The 17,381-nt window shown below is 65.8% G+C and carries 13 protein-coding genes; 4 read left to right on the top strand and 9 right to left on the bottom strand.

Going from position 1 to position 17,381, the window contains the following annotated elements:
- Nucleotides 1-477: 477 nt before the first annotated feature.
- On the bottom strand, nucleotides 478-1,245 hold the full coding sequence (locus CVV68_RS15490; RefSeq protein ID WP_110501901.1) for a MerR family transcriptional regulator: 768 nt from the start codon (nucleotides 1,243-1,245) through the stop codon (nucleotides 478-480).
- Nucleotides 1,246-1,398: 153 nt separating this feature from the next.
- Between CVV68_RS15490 and clpB the strand changes: the two genes are divergently transcribed.
- Complete coding sequence (clpB, locus tag CVV68_RS15485; RefSeq protein WP_110501900.1) at nucleotides 1,399-4,020, top strand: ATP-dependent chaperone ClpB; 2,622 nt, start codon at nucleotides 1,399-1,401, stop codon at nucleotides 4,018-4,020.
- A gap of 70 nt (nucleotides 4,021-4,090) precedes the next feature.
- Here the strand turns inward: clpB and CVV68_RS15480 are convergent, their stop codons facing one another.
- Complete coding sequence (locus tag CVV68_RS15480; protein WP_110501899.1) at nucleotides 4,091-5,974, bottom strand: flagellar basal body-associated FliL family protein; 1,884 nt, start codon at nucleotides 5,972-5,974, stop codon at nucleotides 4,091-4,093.
- A gap of 326 nt (nucleotides 5,975-6,300) precedes the next feature.
- On the opposite strand from CVV68_RS15480, the gene CVV68_RS15475 reads away from it, so the two are divergent.
- Nucleotides 6,301-6,531: a DUF3073 domain-containing protein gene (locus CVV68_RS15475; RefSeq protein ID WP_110501898.1), complete on the top strand. Its 231-nt coding sequence runs from the start codon at nucleotides 6,301-6,303 to the stop codon at nucleotides 6,529-6,531.
- A gap of 376 nt (nucleotides 6,532-6,907) precedes the next feature.
- Here CVV68_RS15475 and purM read toward each other — a convergent pair whose 3' ends face one another.
- The 7 genes from purM to CVV68_RS15440 all read right to left on the bottom strand — a co-directional run bounded on the left by purM (nucleotide 6,908) and on the right by CVV68_RS15440 (nucleotide 14,746).
- Nucleotides 6,908-8,050: a phosphoribosylformylglycinamidine cyclo-ligase gene (purM, locus tag CVV68_RS15470; RefSeq protein ID WP_110501897.1), complete on the bottom strand. Its 1,143-nt coding sequence runs from the start codon at nucleotides 8,048-8,050 to the stop codon at nucleotides 6,908-6,910.
- Nucleotides 8,051-8,088: 38 nt separating this feature from the next.
- Entirely contained in the window at nucleotides 8,089-9,654 is a 1,566-nt protein-coding gene (purF, locus tag CVV68_RS15465) for an amidophosphoribosyltransferase (protein ID WP_110501896.1), read from the bottom strand.
- Between the two features lie 73 nt (nucleotides 9,655-9,727).
- Nucleotides 9,728-10,045 carry a hypothetical protein gene (locus CVV68_RS15460; protein ID WP_110501895.1) on the bottom strand — a complete coding sequence of 106 codons (318 nt, stop codon included), beginning with the start codon at nucleotides 10,043-10,045 and terminating at the stop codon, nucleotides 9,728-9,730.
- A gap of 21 nt (nucleotides 10,046-10,066) precedes the next feature.
- A complete protein-coding gene (locus CVV68_RS15455; RefSeq protein ID WP_110501894.1) occupies nucleotides 10,067-10,420 on the bottom strand; it encodes a sterol carrier family protein in 354 nt (117 codons plus the stop codon).
- A 23-nt stretch (nucleotides 10,421-10,443) separates the two neighbouring features.
- Nucleotides 10,444-11,448: an asparaginase gene (locus CVV68_RS15450; protein WP_110501893.1), complete on the bottom strand. Its 1,005-nt coding sequence runs from the start codon at nucleotides 11,446-11,448 to the stop codon at nucleotides 10,444-10,446.
- A 53-nt stretch (nucleotides 11,449-11,501) separates the two neighbouring features.
- Nucleotides 11,502-12,053: a hypothetical protein gene (locus CVV68_RS15445; protein ID WP_110501892.1), complete on the bottom strand. Its 552-nt coding sequence runs from the start codon at nucleotides 12,051-12,053 to the stop codon at nucleotides 11,502-11,504.
- Between the two features lie 149 nt (nucleotides 12,054-12,202).
- Nucleotides 12,203-14,746 carry a S1 family peptidase gene (locus CVV68_RS15440; RefSeq protein WP_110501891.1) on the bottom strand — a complete coding sequence of 848 codons (2,544 nt, stop codon included), beginning with the start codon at nucleotides 14,744-14,746 and terminating at the stop codon, nucleotides 12,203-12,205.
- A gap of 286 nt (nucleotides 14,747-15,032) precedes the next feature.
- Here CVV68_RS15440 and purD point away from each other — a divergent pair, with 286 nt between their 5' ends.
- Complete coding sequence (gene purD / locus CVV68_RS15435; protein ID WP_110501890.1) at nucleotides 15,033-16,340, top strand: phosphoribosylamine--glycine ligase; 1,308 nt, start codon at nucleotides 15,033-15,035, stop codon at nucleotides 16,338-16,340.
- Nucleotides 16,337-17,371 carry a phosphoribosylaminoimidazolesuccinocarboxamide synthase gene (locus tag CVV68_RS15430; protein WP_110501889.1) on the top strand — a complete coding sequence of 345 codons (1,035 nt, stop codon included), beginning with the start codon at nucleotides 16,337-16,339 and terminating at the stop codon, nucleotides 17,369-17,371. The genes purD and CVV68_RS15430 overlap by 4 nt, the downstream gene beginning before the upstream one ends.
- The last annotated feature ends 10 nt before the right edge of the window (nucleotides 17,372-17,381 follow it).

Here is a 17,381-nt window from a genome sequence, read left to right as displayed (position 1 = left end):
GCCAAAGGGTTCAATGGAGGGAAGAACAACCGCACCGATGAGTGCCGCCACATCCTGTGTGGCGGGACCGTCCCCGTCGCCGGGGTCAAGAACCGGCTTGCTCATAACACAAATTATACGTGTTCTGTTATTGTTTTCGGATATATATCCGAAGATTTATTCTAATTATTTTTTCTGACTTGCTTGTCCCTGATTCCCGTCGCACGGCCCCGGGACACGACCCCGGGGAATGACCGCCGGACACCACCGGGACGAGGCCCGGGGAATGACCGCCGGACACCGCCGGGACGAGGCCCGGGGAGTGAACGCGGGGGCCGCACCCACGGTTGGTGCGCGAGCGTTCAGCGAAACCACCCCTACGCTGATACGGCGTCCGGCATTTCACCGCCAACGGTGATATGGCGTTCTGGAATAACGCGCCAAAGGTGATACGGCGTCGGCGCAGGGGCTGGCGGGCACGTCTACCAGAAACGGAGCCTACAGCTCCCGTTCCGCGTAAACGGCCAGGGTATCCCGGACAAACGAGGCGCCTGCCTCGCCGCCGTAGTTGGCGCCAAAGCGGGGATCGGCCACATACATCCCACTCAGCCCCGTCACATATCCCCTGAGATCGCCGCCCGGAGTGGCTGCCGGTGTTCCCGGAATGGACGCCAGCCACTCCACGTGGCGCCAAGCCAACGCCTGCGCCTCCGCTGAGTCTGGTGCAGTTCCGTTGGAAAACGCGGCAATCCAGTCCCGGTTCAGGGCGGCCATGCGCTCCTTCCAGGCAGCCTGGCCCACGGCGCCCATGCCGTTCCACCAGGAGTCGCTCCGGGCATATGCGTCCTTGCCCCACCGCTGTTCGACTTCGTCCTTGTATTGCGTGTGGTCAAAGCCGTCAAACATGTTCTCGGCCATGATGGCTTCTCCTTTTCGTAGGGAGTCAATGGTCTTTACCACTGACGTAATCTGCCTGCTCAGCCTTTCCTGCTCGGTCCGGAGCCAGGCAACGTGGGTCTCCAGCGCGGTGGTGGCCGATTCCTGGTGGTCCAAGACGTCGGCAATCGCCGGCAGGCCCAGTCCGAGCTCCCGGAGCAGCAGAATCCGCTGCAGCCGCACCAGTGCAGCCTGGTCGTAGTGCCGGTAGCCGTTGCCGGCGATCCTGCTCGGTGCCAGCAGCCCCACGGAATCGTAATGGCGCAGCGTCCTGCTGGTGGTCCCGGTGAGGGCTGCAATCTGCGAAATGGGCCAATCGCTAACGTCCATGGAATCAACGCTAAACGTTGACGCTGCGGCAAGGTCAAGATTCAATTTCGCCGTGGGAAGAAACAAAGCTGCAAAGTGACGAATGCGAACTTGAGCGTACTAGACTCAAGTTCGACACGATCACTCCCAAAGCAGCCCCTGAAAGGACCTCTCTTGGACACCAAATTCACCACGAAGAGCCAGGAGGCTCTTTCGGCCGCCGCCATGAACGCCTCCACGGCGGGAAATCCCACGGTCGAACCTGCCCATCTGCTCAAGGCACTCATGGACCAGCGCCAGGGTGTCGCCGTCGCACTCCTGAAGGCTGCCGGCGTCGACCCGGATGCGGTCGGTGTCGCCGCGAGCACCGCCATCCACAACCTCCCGGCGTCGTCCGGCACCTCCGTGGCGCAGGCCCAGCTCAGCCGCAACACGCTGCTCGCTGTCCAGGCCGCGCAGCAGGCCGCCGAGCGCATGGGTGACGGCTATGTCTCCACCGAACACCTGCTTCTGGGCCTCGCGGACGACGCCGGAGCAACAGGAAGTGCCTTGCGCGGCGCAGGTGCCTCAAGGGCTGCGCTGGACGCGGCGTTGCCCACTGTTCGCGGAGATGGCAAGGTCACTACACCTGATCCCGAGAACACTTTCGAGGCTCTGGAGAAGTTCGGCGTGGACATGACCGCGATCGCCCGTTCCGGCAAGTTGGACCCGGTGATCGGCCGCGACTCAGAGATCCGCCGCGTCATCCAGGTGCTCAGCCGCCGCACCAAGAACAACCCCGTGCTCATTGGCGAGCCCGGCGTGGGCAAGACCGCGGTGGTCGAAGGCCTGGCACAGCGTATGGTGGCCGGGGACGTGCCCGAATCCCTGCGCGGCAAGTCTCTCATCAGCCTGGATCTGGCCTCGATGGTGGCCGGTGCCAAGTACCGCGGAGAATTTGAGGAACGCCTCAAGGCCGTGCTGGAGGAGATCAAGGCCTCCGACGGGCAGATCGTGACGTTCATTGACGAGATCCACACCGTGGTGGGTGCGGGTGCGTCCGAGGGCTCCATGGACGCGGGCAACATGCTCAAGCCCATGCTGGCCCGCGGCGAGCTGCGCCTGATCGGTGCCACCACACTGGATGAATACCGCCAAAACATTGAAAAGGATCCCGCCCTGGAGCGCCGCTTCCAGCAGGTGTACGTGGGCGAGCCCAGCGTCGATGACACGATCGGGATCCTGCGCGGCCTCAAGGAACGCTACGAGGCGCACCACAAGGTGGCCATCGCCGACTCCGCGCTGGTTGCCGCAGCGACATTGTCGAACCGCTACATCAGCGGCCGCCAGCTGCCGGACAAGGCGATCGACCTGATGGACGAGGCCGCGTCCCGCCTGCGCATGGAGATCGATTCGGCGCCGGAGGAGATCGACCAGCTCCGCCGCGCCGTCGACCGTTTGACCATGGAAGAGCTGGCCCTTTCGGGGGAGAGCGACGCGGCGTCGGTGGAACGCCTGGAGGCCCTGCGCGCCGACATGGCGGACAAGAAGGAGGAGCTCGCCGCCCTCAACGCCCGGTGGGATGCTGAAAAGGCGGGCCTGAACAGGGTTGGCGACCTGAAGGCCAAGCTCGACGAGCTGCGCTCGGTGGCGGACAAGGCCCAGCGCGACGGCGATCTGGAATTGGCCTCGCGGATGCTCTACGGCGAGATTCCCGCGCTGCAGCGTGAGTTGGAAGCGGCGGCGGCCGAGGAGGAATCCTCCGACAAACCCGAGCTCATGGTGGCCGAGGAAGTCACCGCCGACGACATTGCCGAGGTCATTTCCGCCTGGACGGGCATCCCCGCCGGGCGCATGCTCCAGGGCGAAAGCCAAAAGCTGTTGCAGATGGAGCAGGTGCTGGGGTCCCGGTTGATTGGCCAGTCCAAGGCCGTGACAGCGGTGTCCGACGCCGTTCGCCGGGCCCGGGCCGGCATCAGCGACCCCGACCGGCCCACCGGTTCCTTCCTGTTCCTGGGCCCCACCGGTGTGGGTAAGACGGAGCTGGCCAAGGCCCTTGCCGACTTCCTCTTCGACGACGAGCGCGCCATGATCCGCATCGACATGAGCGAGTATTCGGAGAAGCACTCCGTCTCCCGGCTGGTCGGCGCCCCTCCCGGCTACGTTGGCTACGACGAGGGCGGCCAGCTCACTGAGGCCGTCCGGCGTCGTCCGTATTCCGTGGTGCTGCTGGATGAGGTGGAGAAGGCCCACCCGGAAGTCTTTGACATCCTGCTCCAGGTGTTCGACGACGGACGCCTCACCGACGGGCAGGGCCGCACCGTTGATTTCCGCAACGTCATTGTGGTGCTTACCTCGAACCTGGGTTCGCAGTTCCTGGTGGATCCTTCACTGTCCGACGACGAGAAGCACCGGGCCGTCATGTCCATCGTGGAGGCATCGTTCAAGCCGGAGTTCCTGAACCGCCTCGATGAGATTGTCATGTTTGACGCACTGAGCGTGGACGAGCTCTCCAGGATTGTGGAGCTGCAGGTCCAGGCGCTTGCCGCCCGGCTGTACAGCCGGCGCCTGACGCTGGAGGTGACGGATTCGGCCAAGGCGTGGCTGGCGTTGTCCGGCTACGACCCCGCGTACGGCGCCCGGCCGCTTCGCCGGCTGGTCCAGCGGCAGATTGGCGACCGCCTGGCCAAGGAGATTCTCTCCGGCGCCATCACCGACGGCGACACCGTCCTGGTGGACACGGCAGCGGACTTCGATGCGCTCACCATGGCCGACGTTCCCGCTGGCGAGTCGGGGCTGACCGTCCGGCGCAAGTAGCCCGCGACTCGAACAAAAGGGGCTGTTCCGGTGGTAATTTCCACCGGAACAGCCCCTTTTGTTGGGCGCCTTACTTGATGAGTGAGGTCGTCAAGTTCTCGCCCGAGGGATCAACCGCAATGCAGTGCACTGTGCGGTCATTGACCATATTCCACGAGTTTTCCGACGGATAGGTCTGGAATTCCTTCAAGCCCTTGTAGGCCTTGGCGGCATCCGTCACAGGGGCCGTCTTACAGGCCTTCGTGCCCATGTCCGCCAGCGCATTGTCGCCTGGGAAGGTATCCGAGTCAGCGTAAATGTGGGAATTTACCACCTGGGCAGAGTGTGGGCTGTTGCAGACGACCACATCGGCTGGTTGGGAAAAGGTGGTGTAGCCGCGCAGGCAGTCGCCGTCGAACCACTCCTCCGGTGTTGCCTTTGCCAGGATGACATCCAGCTCGCTGCTGGCCCTCTGCGCAGCTGAGGGTTGGCCGGAGCTGCTGCTGCCGGCGGTCGCGGTGACGGGCTGGTGGCCGGACGAGTCAGCCTTGGTGCTGCCAGCGAACAGGTTGAGCACCATCCAGATCAGTAGCCCCACCAGAAACAGGCCAATCACGACCACACCGAGAATGATGAACAGCTTGTTCTTGTTTCCGGGCGATCCCGGCGTGCCGGAACCCTGGGTCCCGCCGGGCTGGCCGGGACCGCCCTGGCCGGGATAGCCAGGTACCGGCGGGATGGCAGGTGCTCCGGACGGGCCTGCATTTTGTGAAGGATTTCCGCCGTGGACAGCGGTGCCAGGTTGGCTCGAGGTGCCATGGGATGGGTTGCTGCCATGGGGCGGCTGCACGCCGGGCTGGTTGCCGGGAGCTGCGGGGCTGCCGTACGGAGGCTGGTAGCCGGGCTGGTCCGGCCGTTCGGGCTGGGCGGAGGCGCCTTGGGGCTCGTTGGGTGTCTCCGTGGCAGCACTGCCCTTTGCAGCCTCGGACGCAGCGAGCCCCGCTGCGGCTGCTGCATCAGCAACGCCCTGGGCGACCTGGCCGGGTGACTGCCAGGCATTGGCCCGTGGCTGCCATGGCGTTGCTGACTGCTGCCACGGGGTTTCGGGCCGATGCCAGCCGGAACCGTCGTCGATGCCGCGGCCCACATACGGGCGTCGGGCAGGGCCCCCCTCAGGAGCGCCGCCCTGGACGCGTTCACCTTCCGCAAGTTCCTTGGCGCCGCCTTGTTCTGCTCCTGCCTCGGCCTCGGGCCCGGCGGGAGGGGCTGCCGGTGGCCGGCCGGCGTCGTGCATGTCAGGATCGTGCATGTCAGGAACCTGCCCGTCAGGTTCGTGCGCGTCAGGGGTGGACGGCTGGACGGAGCGAGGCGGAAAAGCCGGCTGGGCCGGCGCTGCCTGCGGGGCAGTCGAAGCGGTCCGGCTGCTCTGCGGCGAGTCTGTCGCGGCGTCCTTTGCAACTGCGGGAGGCTCCCCGGCGGGCGCTGCGGTTGGCTGGGCTTCCCCGGCGGGCGCTGCCGTCGATTCCGCAGGGGCCCCCAAAGCCCCATCGGTCTCGGGGGAATCTGCCGGGCCGGCCTTGTTGGTCCAAGGGTTGTTCGCCACAGGTGGCTTGGTGAAATCCGTGCGCAGCACTGTGGATTCGTCAACGTCCCAGCCAGTCTCGGCGGCAGGGGCCTTGAAGTCCACGTTGGCTGGCGGCACAGAGGAGATGACCTCCGAGGCGGCAAGCTGCGTGGAGCGTTCGGCTTCGCGTTCCACCGCCGCGGTTTCGGCCTGGACCTTGTCCAGGTCCACGGTCTCGGCAACTTCGGAGCTGATTTCGGCGGCGCCCAACTGGGGTTCGGCAAATTCGTATTCGGTTCCGGAAAGTCGGGGCTCCTGCGCCGCGTCGGGCACCGCTTCCGCATCGGGCACCGAATCGGCGGGCGGAGCGGCCTGAGGATCGTGGCCGTTTGCGTTGTCGTGATCGTTCATGAAGAACTAACCTTCCCTGCTGCGCCGGCGGCCAGCACAAATCTACCGCCTGGAATTTGTCGCCTGGACAAAAGGAAATTGGCCTTACCCATGGCGCAAATAATGTTTCGCCTTCGGGAGCTGACTCCCCGTCTCCTCGACTCTACCGAACATTTCACGGTCGTCGCGGAAATTTATTGGCCCGGGCGTGACGCCAGCCCATGGGCGGGCGCAGCCGGTGCCGAACTCATGTAATCTAGGAGTACGACAAATTGACCGAATATTCCGGAGCCTCGCTCTCAGCCGAGCGACCACCTCCGGTCCAAGTGTAAAAAGGGGGTCACGCCATGGGGCGCGGCCGTCAAAAGGCGAAGGCTACCAAGCAGGCTCGGGACATCAAGTACTACTCCCCGAACACTGACTATTCAGCTCTGCAAAAAGAGCTCGGTGCGACTACTCGGCGAGCCCCGAGCCATCACATTGAGGTTCCCGCAGAGCCTGACTATTCGGCATATGAAGACAAATATGCGGATCAGATTGAGGACGACGACGAGGCAGACTCCCGCCGCATTGGCTAGGGACGCGTAGCTCACCTAACGCAACAAACCCTGCACGACGCAGAGCCTGGGGGCTCCGGCGACGGGCGGGGATTTTGTTGTTTGCATTTACGCGGAAATGACACCGGTCCCGCTTTCGGACACCGGAATCCCGGGATCATAAAGCGGGATCGGTGTCATTTCTGCTTCGGGGCCCACGCAATCAGACCAACCTGCCCACCCCTGCTGTGCCTTGGCTCGGCGACCACGGCGGGACTGCCCAAGAGTCACTAGCGGGTTTGGACGTACGCACCGTTACGCTGTAACCGTGCGCCACGGCCGCCAAGGCCGAGAGTTAATGCGCGGCGGCGGAACCTACCAAAGAGTCAGGGCCGCCGCCGGGTGTTGCATCCGATTTCTAGGAAGCGTAGTTGCCCATCAGGCGGACGGCGCCGCCATCGACACCCTTGGCACCCTGGGTGTAATCGGACCCTGTGCGGTCGGCGTCGGAGGCCTCGGTGGTGACGGTGCCCATGACCCATGACGGAAGGCCGCGGGAGTTCAGGCGCTCCACGGCGGCGTCGGCGGCGTCGGCGGACACGACGGCCACCATGCCCACGCCGAGGTTGAGTGTGCGCTCCAGATCGGCCAGTGGCACATTCCCCAGCTGTGAAACAAGGTTGAAGATGGCCGGCAGGCTCCACGTGGAGCGGTCCACCGTGGCGATGAGGCCTTGCGGCAGCACGCGGGCGAGGTTGGCGGCCAGGCCACCGCCGGTGACGTGGCTGAAGCCGTGGACGGCCTTTTTACCGGTGACGGGCAGGAAACGGGTCAGGTCCAGGCAGTCGGCGGCGTATACGCGGGTGGGCTCGAGGAGTTCCTCGCCCAAAGTGCGGCCCAGTTCGGAAACCTGACGGTCCAGGGCCCAGCCGGCGTGGTTGATGACCCGGCGCACCAGGGAGTAGCCGTTGGAGTGCAGGCCGGAGGAGGCCATGCCGATGATGACGTCGCCGGTCCGCACGCGCTCGGGTCCCAGCAGGAGGTCCGCCTCGACGACGCCGGTGCAGGCGCCGGCAACGTCGTACTCGTCGGGCGCCAGCAGGCCGGGATGTTCGGCGGTTTCGCCGCCCACCAACGCGGTTCCGGCCACCTTGCAGGCTGCCGCGATGCCGCGCACAATGTCCGCCACGCGCTCCGGGACTACCTTGCCCGTGGCGATGTAGTCGGTCATGAACAGCGGCTCAGCACCGACCACGACGATGTCATCGACCACCATGCCGACCAGGTCAAAGCCGATGGTGTCGTGGATGTCCATGGCCTGGGCAATGGCCACCTTGGTGCCCACGCCGTCGGTGGACGTGGCCAGGTACGGCTTCTTGTACGTGAGCAGCTTGGAGACGTCGTACAGCCCGGCGAATCCGCCAAAACCGCCAATCACGGACGGGCCGTGGGTGGCCTTGACGGCCTCCTTCATGAGCTCGACGGCGCGATCCCCTGCCTCGGTGTCAACTCCGGCGCTGGCGTAGGTGATGGAGGTGGAGTCCTGGGAGGCGTTGGTCATGGCGTCTCTTTCTGGCAAGTTTCTTGGGAGCCGGGTGCTTAGGAGCCGTCTGCGGCGGTGCGGTCTTGGTCGGTCAGGATGGTTTCCAGTTCCGCATCCGGTCCCGGATCGCAGCCGGTGGAGGTGGTGGAGTCGCCGGCCTTGGTGCGCTCCAGCAGGTTCTTGCCGAGGCGGTCGCTGGAGGGCAGTTCGATTGGGTAGGTGCCGGTGAAGCAGGCGGTGCACAGCTTCTCGCGCGGCTGCAAGGTGGCATTGATCATGCCGTCCTCGGAGATGTAGGCCAGGGATTCCGCGCCAATGGACTTGGCGATTTCGTCAATGGCCGCGCCGTTGGCGATCAGCTCGGCGCGCGAGGCGAAATCGATCCCGTAGAAGCAGGGCCACCGTACCGGCGGGGAAGAAATTTTCACGTGGACTTCGGCGGCGCCGGCCTCACGCAGCATGCGCACGACGGCGCGCTGGGTGTTGCCTCGGACAATGGAATCGTCCACCACCACAATCCGCTTTCCGCGGATCACTGACTCCAGCGCGTTGAGCTTGAGCCGGATGCCGAGCTTGCGCAGGGTCTCGCTGGGTTGGATGAAGGTGCGTCCAACGTAGGCGTTCTTCACGAAGCCGTGGGCAAACGGGATGCCGGACTGTTCGGCATAGCCAATGGCGGCCGGGGTGCCGGATTCCGGAACCGGGATGACCAGGTCCGCGTCGGCGTGGTTTTCGCGGGCCAGCTGGCGGCCCATCTCCACACGGGATTCATACACGGAGCGGCCGGCAATGGTGGCGTCCGGGCGGGCCAGGTAGACGTACTCGAAGACGCAGCCCGCGGGCGTTGCGGCGGCGAAGCGCTGGGTGCGCACACCGTCTTCATCGATGGCGATGAATTCGCCGGGTTCAATTTCACGGATGAAGCTGGCGCCCATGGTGGCCAGGGCGGCGCCCTCGGAGGCAACCACCCAGCCGTTTTCCAGCCGTCCCAGAACCAGGGGCCGGACGCCGTGGGGGTCACGGGCCGCGTACAGGGTGTGCTCGTCCATGAAGACAAAGGAGAACGCGCCGTGGATCTTGGGCAGCAGCTCGATGGCGGTGTCCTCCAGCGAGCGGCCCTCCTCACCCTTGAGCAGTGTGGTGACGAGGGCCGTGTCCGAGGTGTTGCCCTGCGCCATCTCACCGGAGGTGGGCACACCGCCGGTGGCCACAACCATGTCATAGAGTTCGGCCGAATTGGTCAGGTTGCCGTTGTGCGCCAAAGCCACTGTGCCACTCCCGGTGGCGCCCAGCGTCGGCTGGGCGTTGGCCCAATTGGACGAACCGGTGGTCGAATACCGGCAATGGCCCACGGCGATATGCCCGGTGAGGGTGTTCAGCGTGGATTCGTCAAAGACTTGGGAAACGAGCCCCATGTCCTTGTACACGCTGATCCGCAGGCCGTCGCTGGTAGCGATGCCCGCCGATTCCTGCCCACGGTGCTGCAGGGAGTAAAGCCCGTAATAGGTTAGTTTTGCAACCTCTTCGCCGGGTGCCCAGATGCCCAGAACGCCGCAAGCGTCCTGAGGTCCCTTTTCGCCGGGTAAAAGGTCATGGGATAGTTTTCCGTCTCCGCGTGCCACCAGAAAATTGTCTCACGTAATGGCAACGGGCTCTAACCTTGTGTCACGGCTGCCAGGCGTGGCATCTGCCGGCTTAGTCCTCCGGAACGGACTCCAGCACGGCCGTGCTGGTGTGGCGCAGGCTCCGGCGGTCGATGGCCAGGGCCACTACGGCACCCAGGCCGATTCCCGGAAGCATGAGCAGCACGGCGAAAAAGCCGAAGATGCTGCCGGCGTCAAATTGCTCTACTGCCGAGGACGTGAGCGTGAGAATGCCCGCCACGATGGCCCCCACCACGGCGCCGGCGATCATGAACGGTACGTACTTGGGGGCGCGGCGAACCGTGAGTTCGCGGCGCTCGGCCGGTGCCTTTGCGGCACCGGCGCGGGGGTCTGCAGGCTGGGAAGTCATACTTAAAGGGTACCCGCCTTCCTACAGCGGCAGTTCCTCGGAGAGGTCGGCGCGCAGCCCCGAGGCAGCCACCAGGCCGTGTTCGACGGCGTCACCCCAGCCAGTCCGTCCGGTCACCAGCGCAAGCCAGGTGCCGGCGTCGCACTCCACCACATTGGGCGGAGTGCCCCGGGTGTGCCGCGGCCCCGCAATGCACTGGGTGACCCCAAACGGCGGCACGCGCACCTCCACGGAGTTCCCGGGGGCGCGGGCCGTGAGTTCCTCCAATGTGTAGCGCACGGCCATGGCGGTGACGGCGCGGGGCGCTTCCCCCTGCCGCCAGGCGGCCAGGGCGGCCTGGCCCTCGGCAATGTCAATGCGGCGTCGGGAAGCCACGGGATGTTCCTTTCGGTCCGGGGTCAGTCCAGAAGTGCGCTGACGGCCTGGCCGAGGCGCAGGCTTCCGGCGGGCCGGTCGCCACCCATGATGGGCGGGACCACCTTGCTCAGGACGTCGGCCACCTCGGGGACCTCCAGGGCACCGCAGGCGGCGAGCAGCGTGAGAGCCACCAAGGTGGCGGCGCGGCCGTTGCCATCGAGCATCTTCACGGCCACGGAGGCTCCGGCGGGGGTGGCCATCGCGAGGACACCTTCGGCTCCCAGCTTGGCCAAGACGCCCAGTTCTTCCATGACCACCGTATTGGGCCGGCCATGGCCCTCAACGGCCCATGGATAGTCGAGCATGGACGTGGCAATGGTGGCGGCGCGGGCATTGGCGTTCTTGTCCGACGGCGCCTTGGCCAGCGTCGTGAAGGCCCGGGCCAGGCCCTTGAGGGTAACGGACATGACGGGTGCGCCGCAGCCGTCCACGCCGGTGTGCCGGATCGGCTGGCCGGTATATTCCTCGAGAACCGTGCGCACGGCGCGTTGCATGGGGTGGTTGGGTTCCAGGTAGCCCGCCGTGTCCCAGCCGTTCTCGGCGCAGGCCCACAGGAAGGCCGCGTGCTTGCCGGAACAGTTCATGGCCAGCTTGGACTTGCCGCGGCCGGCGCGCACCAGCCAGGCGCGTGCCTCGGGATCGCCGGGCCAGGCGGCCGGGCAGCCCAGGTGGTTCTCGGTGAGGCCGGCGGCCTTGAGCATGCCGGCGACCACATCCATGTGCTCCAGTGATCCGCTGTGGCTCCCGGCGGCAATGGCAACCTGCGCGCCGCGCAGCGGCACCCCTGCCTGCATGGCGGCCAATGCCTGAAACGGCTTCACCGCGGAGCGCGGGAAGATGGCGGAGTCGACGGCGCCAAGGGAAGTCACCACGGACCCGTCCGCAGCCACCACCACGGCGGAGCCAAGGTGCCGGGACTCGACAAATCCACTGCGTTCCAGGACGGCGAGCTCAACGGCGTCGTGCGCCCGGAAGGTCTGGATCATGCTGTCATCCTAGCGACTAATGTGTCCCCTTGGCGCGTCGTTGGGGGTGGGTCCTACAGGGGAGTTGCGAGTCCGGTGGATTCCTTGATGGCCAAGGGGATCCTGCCGGTTGGATTGGCCTTGGCCGCTGCCGCGGAGACGGTGTTGATCTGCTCGGACGTCACATAGATGGTGACGGTTCCGGAGCGTCCGTCCGTGATGATCCGGTGGATGGCGGCCGCCTGGTCCTGCGGGAGTGTGGCCTGCCATGCCGCGACGGCCCGCAGCGCCGCCTCCAGCTGTGCCGCGTCAAAGTCGACCAGCTTCGGGATGGCACCGGCCTCGGAGACTACCTTCGCGGCGTCCTGCGTGGTGACCGCCACATGAAGCTGCTTGTCCTCAATCCAGGAATCGGAGTAGGCGCTGCCAAGCTTCGCCTTCAAGCTGTCGTTGAGCATCAGCAGCTCGGTGGACTGCTGGGCGGTTGGGGACGTTGTGGCAGACCGTGGCCCGGGCGCAGACGTGCTGTGAGTGCCGGGGGACTGGTCCTGGCCGCATCCACTCATGCCCAATGCTCCTGTCATGGTGGCGGCGACGAGGACTGCTGTCATCTTCCTGCCGTTCATTGCTTCCTCCATGCCGTTGAAAAGGCTGGCTGTGTTGAAAGGGCAGTAGACCCCTTTCAGACGAGGGTGCCCACTGCCCTCTCAACCATTGTCAGTCTTTGCCAGTGTGCGTCAATCAACTGCTGCCTTAAGACTGGGACGTGGTGCTGTTAGTTGGTGCCCTTGCGGCGGCGGAACAACTTTAGCGCTGCACCTGCAAGGAGCAGTACGCCACCGGCTGCACCGAAGCCGGCCACGGTGCTTGATGCACCGGTTACGGCCAGCCTGCCGTCATCGGACGGAGGCTGTGTTGCGGGGGCTGCGGGCGCGGATCCCGGGTTGCTCGGCTGTTGGACGGCGGGCGGAGCCGGGATGGCCAAGACCGTGAATGACGACCTCGCGGCTGCGGACGTCAGGCCGGCAATGGTCTGCGTCACCGAGACCGAGTGGTTGCCGGGGACAAACCTGGCGCCAAACGCAACGGTCCAAGTGCCGCCAACCACCTTTACGTCGAACTTCTGGCCGTTGATGGTCACGGACACCGTTGCACCGGCGGTGTTGCTGCCGGAGATGGCCATCGGTGCGCTGGCGGCCGGGAACTTCTGGCCGTTCGTGGGCGAGCCGATGGCCGGGGTGTCCGGAACCACCTTGAACTTGCTGGTGACCAACGTGGAGTCGTTCCAGTCAGTGAGCCTCTGGCGTGCCGTGACGGTGTAGCTTCCCACAGCGAGGGTCGGGGACACCGCCACGGACCACTTGCCGTTGGCGCCAACCACTGCGGTGCGGGCAATGCCGCCGGCCAGTTTAGCCGCGGTGCGTGTAATGCCAACGGACAGCTCAACCGTGGCGCCGGGCTTGCCGGTGCCCGTGATGGCCTTGACCGGTGCGGGCGCCGAGCCATTCACGGCCGGAGCCGTGAAGGTTGGGGCGGCCAGCGTCTGCTTGACGACTCTCACGCTGAAGTTGGCCACTGCGGAGCTGCTGAAGCCGCTTTTGGCCTGTGCGGTGATCTTGAAGGTGCCGAACTTGTTGGGGGCCTTGACGGACCATGCGCCGTTGGCGCCCGTGGCAACCGTGCTGGTCTTGCCGTCAAGGGAGACGGTGACCTTGGTTCCGGCCTGGGCACCTGCGACCTTGCCGGTGATGGTGGTGGAGCGGTGGAGGGTGCCGTTGTTGGCCGGGATGGTCAGGGTGGGGGAGTTCACAAAGACCTTGACCGTGTAACCGTTGGTATGGGCCAGCGCGTCAGGCAGGTCAGTGCTGTAGGTGGAGTGGCCATCCCCGGCGCTGAGGATGCCCACCGCTGTGGTGCCGGAAATGACGGCGCCGCCGGAATCACCGTGATCGCTGGCCATTTTTGTGGACGCGAAACCTCGCACTGCCCTGACGTCGGCTGCGCTCATGGGGTTCTGGACGCCGCCCACCAGGAAGATTCCGACCTCGTCAACGGTGCCGCACGTCCAGCCCGTGGTGCGCCCCGACTTGCAAATGTCGGCGCCCATGATGGCCGAGGAGACGCCGGTGACCTTGGGGCCGGAGGCCGTGATATTGGCCGGGTTCTTCCAGTCCGTGACCCGGGGGAGCTGATTCAGACCGGCAGTGATGCTGTCTATGACAGAGACGTCGGTGCCAATGTTGCCATAGTCCCCGGGACCCGAGGTTGGGGTAAGCCCGGTGACCGGGCTGTTGCCGGGGCCGCCGAACTGGGAGAAACCAAAGGTGCCCAGGCGGTCCAGCAGGACAATGTTGCTGGAGCCCGGCTTGCCGGCGGTGTCGTGCAGGGGATCCGTCAGCTGCGCGTCCTTAAGTGATCCGTCACGGGTGCAGTGGCCGGCCGAGATGACGGCGGGGTCGCCCTTGCTGTTGAATCCATTCCAGCCGATGGAGCAGGTTTCATAGTTTTTATCGATGATGTGTGATGCGTAGCCCTGACCGTTCGCCACGTCGCCTGCAGGCGACTTCACCGCGAGGGACGTGGCCGGCCCGCTGGCCGCCGTCACGACCACATTGTTGTATTTGGCTTCAAAGTCCGCCACTGACGGCCTGGCCGCGGCGCTAAAGGTCACGGCGGTGGATGGCGCGGATTCGGCACCGATTTTCGTGTCGCCGGTCCGGATGACATAGTCACCGGCCGTGTTGACCATGACGGACTGCAGGTTCTTGACGCCAAACTTGGCGACATAGTCGGCAAACAGCGCATCGACGCTTGAAGCGCCAACCTTGGCACCGGCCGAGGGGGCCTCCGCCGGCGCGAGCACGATCTTTGCGGTACCAGCCGCCGCCTTGGCGCTCGCCGCTGCCTGCGCGCTGGTTTTGACCTCGATGGTGCCTGCCTTGACGGAGACCACCGATTCGGGGTCCACCTTCGTGACTTCGGCCTGGACAACGGCAGCCTTCTTGGCCAGTTCGCCGTTGGCGTCAAACTCGGCAACGGTCTTGCCGAGATCGCGCTTGACGGCCTCTTGCAAACCGGCGGGCAGGGCCCCGTCCGATGGGGGCGCGGTGGAGCCGGCGCCTGGCGCAGGGGTGGAGCCGGTGCCTGGCGTGGGCCCAGGAGCGCTCGCGACGGTGGAGCTGGGGCTCGCTCCCGACGACGGGTCGTTTTGAGGTGCTGCCGTGGCGGCGCCGGCGGCAAAGGTGCCCCCGATCAAGACGGCGGCCGCGGCGCAGGCCGCTCCTGTGCGTCTGACGAATGCGCGTGTGAATGCCTGCATGACTTGTTCCCCCTGAAGACGTGCGACGAGTAGGTGAAAGACGCCTGCGCATGGAAATGACCCGGCACGGACGGCACCGCCTCCCGACACGGATCTGTCCGGGCAATCACCATTCGTTAAGCTAGCAAGCGGAGTTATGGGCTGCAATGCTCAATTGCCTATATTACGGCGTGTCGAGCCCTTTCGCCCCTGACATGAGAGGGTACGAACTGCCCATTGACGTGGTGGCCCTTTCGTGCCGCCGCAGCTTTATGGCCCGGGCGGCCAATCCAAGTACCCTTGAAGCGTGAAGGTTCTAGTGATTGGCCCGGGCGGCCGCGAACATGCCATTGTCCGATCGTTGCTCCGTGACCCCAACGTCACGGAGGTCCATGCGGCACCCGGGAACGCCGGAATCGCTGAGATTGTCCCCACCCACAGAATTGACGCCAATGATCCCGCGGCCGTGACGGCGCTGGCGTTGAGACTGGAGAGCGATCTGGTGGTGGTGGGACCGGAGGCACCGCTGGCAGCGGGCGTGGCCGACGCCGTCCAGGCGGCCGGGATCCCGGTGTTCGGGCCGAGCAGGGACGCCGCCCAGCTGGAGGCCTCCAAGGCGTTTGCCAAGGCGGTCATGGCCGAGGCCCAGGTTCCCACCGCCATGGCCAGGGTCGCCACCACTGTCGAGGAGGCAGCCGACGCCCTGGATGCGTTCGGCGCCCCGTATGTTGTCAAGGACGACGGACTGGCCGCCGGCAAGGGCGTGGTTGTCACCGAAGACCGCGATGAAGCCCTGGCCCATGCGCAGTCCTGCTTCAATGTTGGCGGCACGGTGGTAATCGAAGAGTTCCTTGACGGCCCGGAAGTTTCGCTCTTTGTGCTGGCCGACGGGCGCAGCGTGGTGCCGCTGGCTCCCGCCCAGGACTTCAAGCGCATCTTTGACGGCGACGAGGGCCCCAACACCGGCGGCATGGGTGCCTACTCGCCGCTGGAATGGGTTCCGGCCAATCTGGTCCAGGACGTCATTGACCGCGTGGCCCAGCCCACCATCGACGAAATGGCCCGCCGCGGCACTCCGTTCACCGGTGTCCTTTACTGCGGTCTGGCGCTGACCAGCCGCGGCACCCGGGTCATCGAGTTCAATGCACGCTTCGGCGACCCGGAGACGCAGGCCGTCCTGGCCCGTCTCAAGACGCCCCTTGGCGGTGTCCTGATGGCTGCTGCCAAGGGTCAGCTCGAGAAGATCGATGAGTTGCGCTGGGCACCCGAGACGGCAGTCGCCGTCGTCCTGGCCAGCGAAAACTACCCCGACGCGCCGCGGACCGGCGGACGTATCCGCGGGCTGAAGAAGGCACGGCGGCTGGACGGCGTGCACGTGTTGCACGCCGGCACGGCCGTGGACGACGCCGGAAACACCATCAGCGCGGGCGGCCGTGTTCTCGCGGTGGTCGGCTTGGGCGTTGATTTGGAGGACGCCAGGGAGAAGGCTTACGCGGGGATGGGGCAAATTTCCCTGGAGGGCGGCCAGTTCCGAAAAGACATCGCCGCCAAGGCCGCACGCGGCGAAATTACAGTGGCCGGCCCGGCCGCCCACGCATTAGGAACAAACCCATGACTTCGAGAACAACCACAGCCCCCGTCCTGCCCGGCTGGAAGCACGTCTACTCCGGCAAGGTCCGCGATCTCTACATCCCCAGCGGCTCCCAGAGCTCGCAGGTCCCCAGCGGCTCCCGGAGCTCGCAAGCTCGTTCCGGGTCCCTCGCCCCCGTGGGCCCCCGTTCCGGGTCCCTCGCCGCCGTGGGCCCTGGTGCGGAGGGTGCTGAACCGTTCGCCGGGCGCGGCGACGTCGTCCTGGTGGTGGCCAGCGACCGGATCAGCGCGTTCGACACCATCCTGTCCAGCGAAATTCCGGACAAGGGCCGCATCCTGACCCAGCTGAGCCTGTGGTGGTTTGACCAGCTTGACGTCCCCAACCACCTGCTCGCCACCACGGTGGAGGACGGTGTTCCGGTGGAGGTGGCCGGCCGGGCCATGGTGTGCAAAAAGCTCGACATGTTCCCCATCGAGTGTATTTCCCGCGGTTACCTCACGGGATCGGGCCTGCTGGAGTACCGCCAAAGGCAGACGGTGTGCGCACTGCCGCTGCCGGCCGGGCTGGGCGACGGATCCCGGCTGGTGCCGGCGATCTTCACACCGTCCGCCAAGGCGGAGGTGGGCACGCACGATGAAAACATCACCTTTGAGACCATGGTCGAGACCGTGGGCCGGGACGCCGCCAACAAGCTGCGCAGCCTGACACTGGAGATCTATTCCCGGGCCGAGGAGATCGCCCGCGGCCGCGGCATCATCCTGGCGGACACCAAGGTGGAGTTCGGTACAGACCCGGCCACCGGCGTCGTCACCTTGGGGGATGAGGTCCTAACGCCCGATTCCTCGCGCTTCTGGGATGCGGAACTATGGTCGCCCGGCGGGGTTCAACCCAGCTTTGACAAGCAGTACGTGCGCGACTGGCTGACCAGTGCGGAATCAGGCTGGGACAAGGGTTCCGGCACACCGCCGCCGCCGCTGCCTGCGGACGTCGTGGAACGGACCCGCGCACGCTATGTGGACGCCTACGAGCGCCTGACCGGCGCAGCGTTCAGCTAGCGGCGTTTCA

It is taken from the genome of Arthrobacter livingstonensis (genome assembly GCF_003219815.1).
In the GTDB taxonomy this organism is placed as follows: Bacteria; Actinomycetota; Actinomycetes; order Actinomycetales; family Micrococcaceae; genus Specibacter; species Specibacter livingstonensis.
The sequence above is the reverse complement of the archived record's forward strand: the minus strand, read 5'-3'. Positions and strand labels throughout refer to the sequence as shown.

Coding starts and splice junctions, on each gene's coding strand:
- CVV68_RS15490 (WP_110501901.1), bottom strand. CDS start 1,245: ATGGACGTTAGCGATTGGCCCATTTCGCAGATTGCAGCCCTCACCGGG.
- CVV68_RS15480 (WP_110501899.1), bottom strand. CDS start 5,974: ATGAACGATCACGACAACGCAAACGGCCACGATCCTCAGGCCGCTCCG.
- CVV68_RS15475 (WP_110501898.1), top strand. CDS start 6,301: ATGGGGCGCGGCCGTCAAAAGGCGAAGGCTACCAAGCAGGCTCGGGAC.
- purM (WP_110501897.1), bottom strand. CDS start 8,050: ATGACCAACGCCTCCCAGGACTCCACCTCCATCACCTACGCCAGCGCC.
- CVV68_RS15460 (WP_110501895.1), bottom strand. CDS start 10,045: ATGACTTCCCAGCCTGCAGACCCCCGCGCCGGTGCCGCAAAGGCACCG.
- CVV68_RS15450 (WP_110501893.1), bottom strand. CDS start 11,448: ATGATCCAGACCTTCCGGGCGCACGACGCCGTTGAGCTCGCCGTCCTG.
- CVV68_RS15445 (WP_110501892.1), bottom strand. CDS start 12,053: ATGAACGGCAGGAAGATGACAGCAGTCCTCGTCGCCGCCACCATGACA.
- CVV68_RS15440 (WP_110501891.1), bottom strand. CDS start 14,746: ATGCAGGCATTCACACGCGCATTCGTCAGACGCACAGGAGCGGCCTGC.
- CVV68_RS15430 (WP_110501889.1), top strand. CDS start 16,337: ATGACTTCGAGAACAACCACAGCCCCCGTCCTGCCCGGCTGGAAGCAC.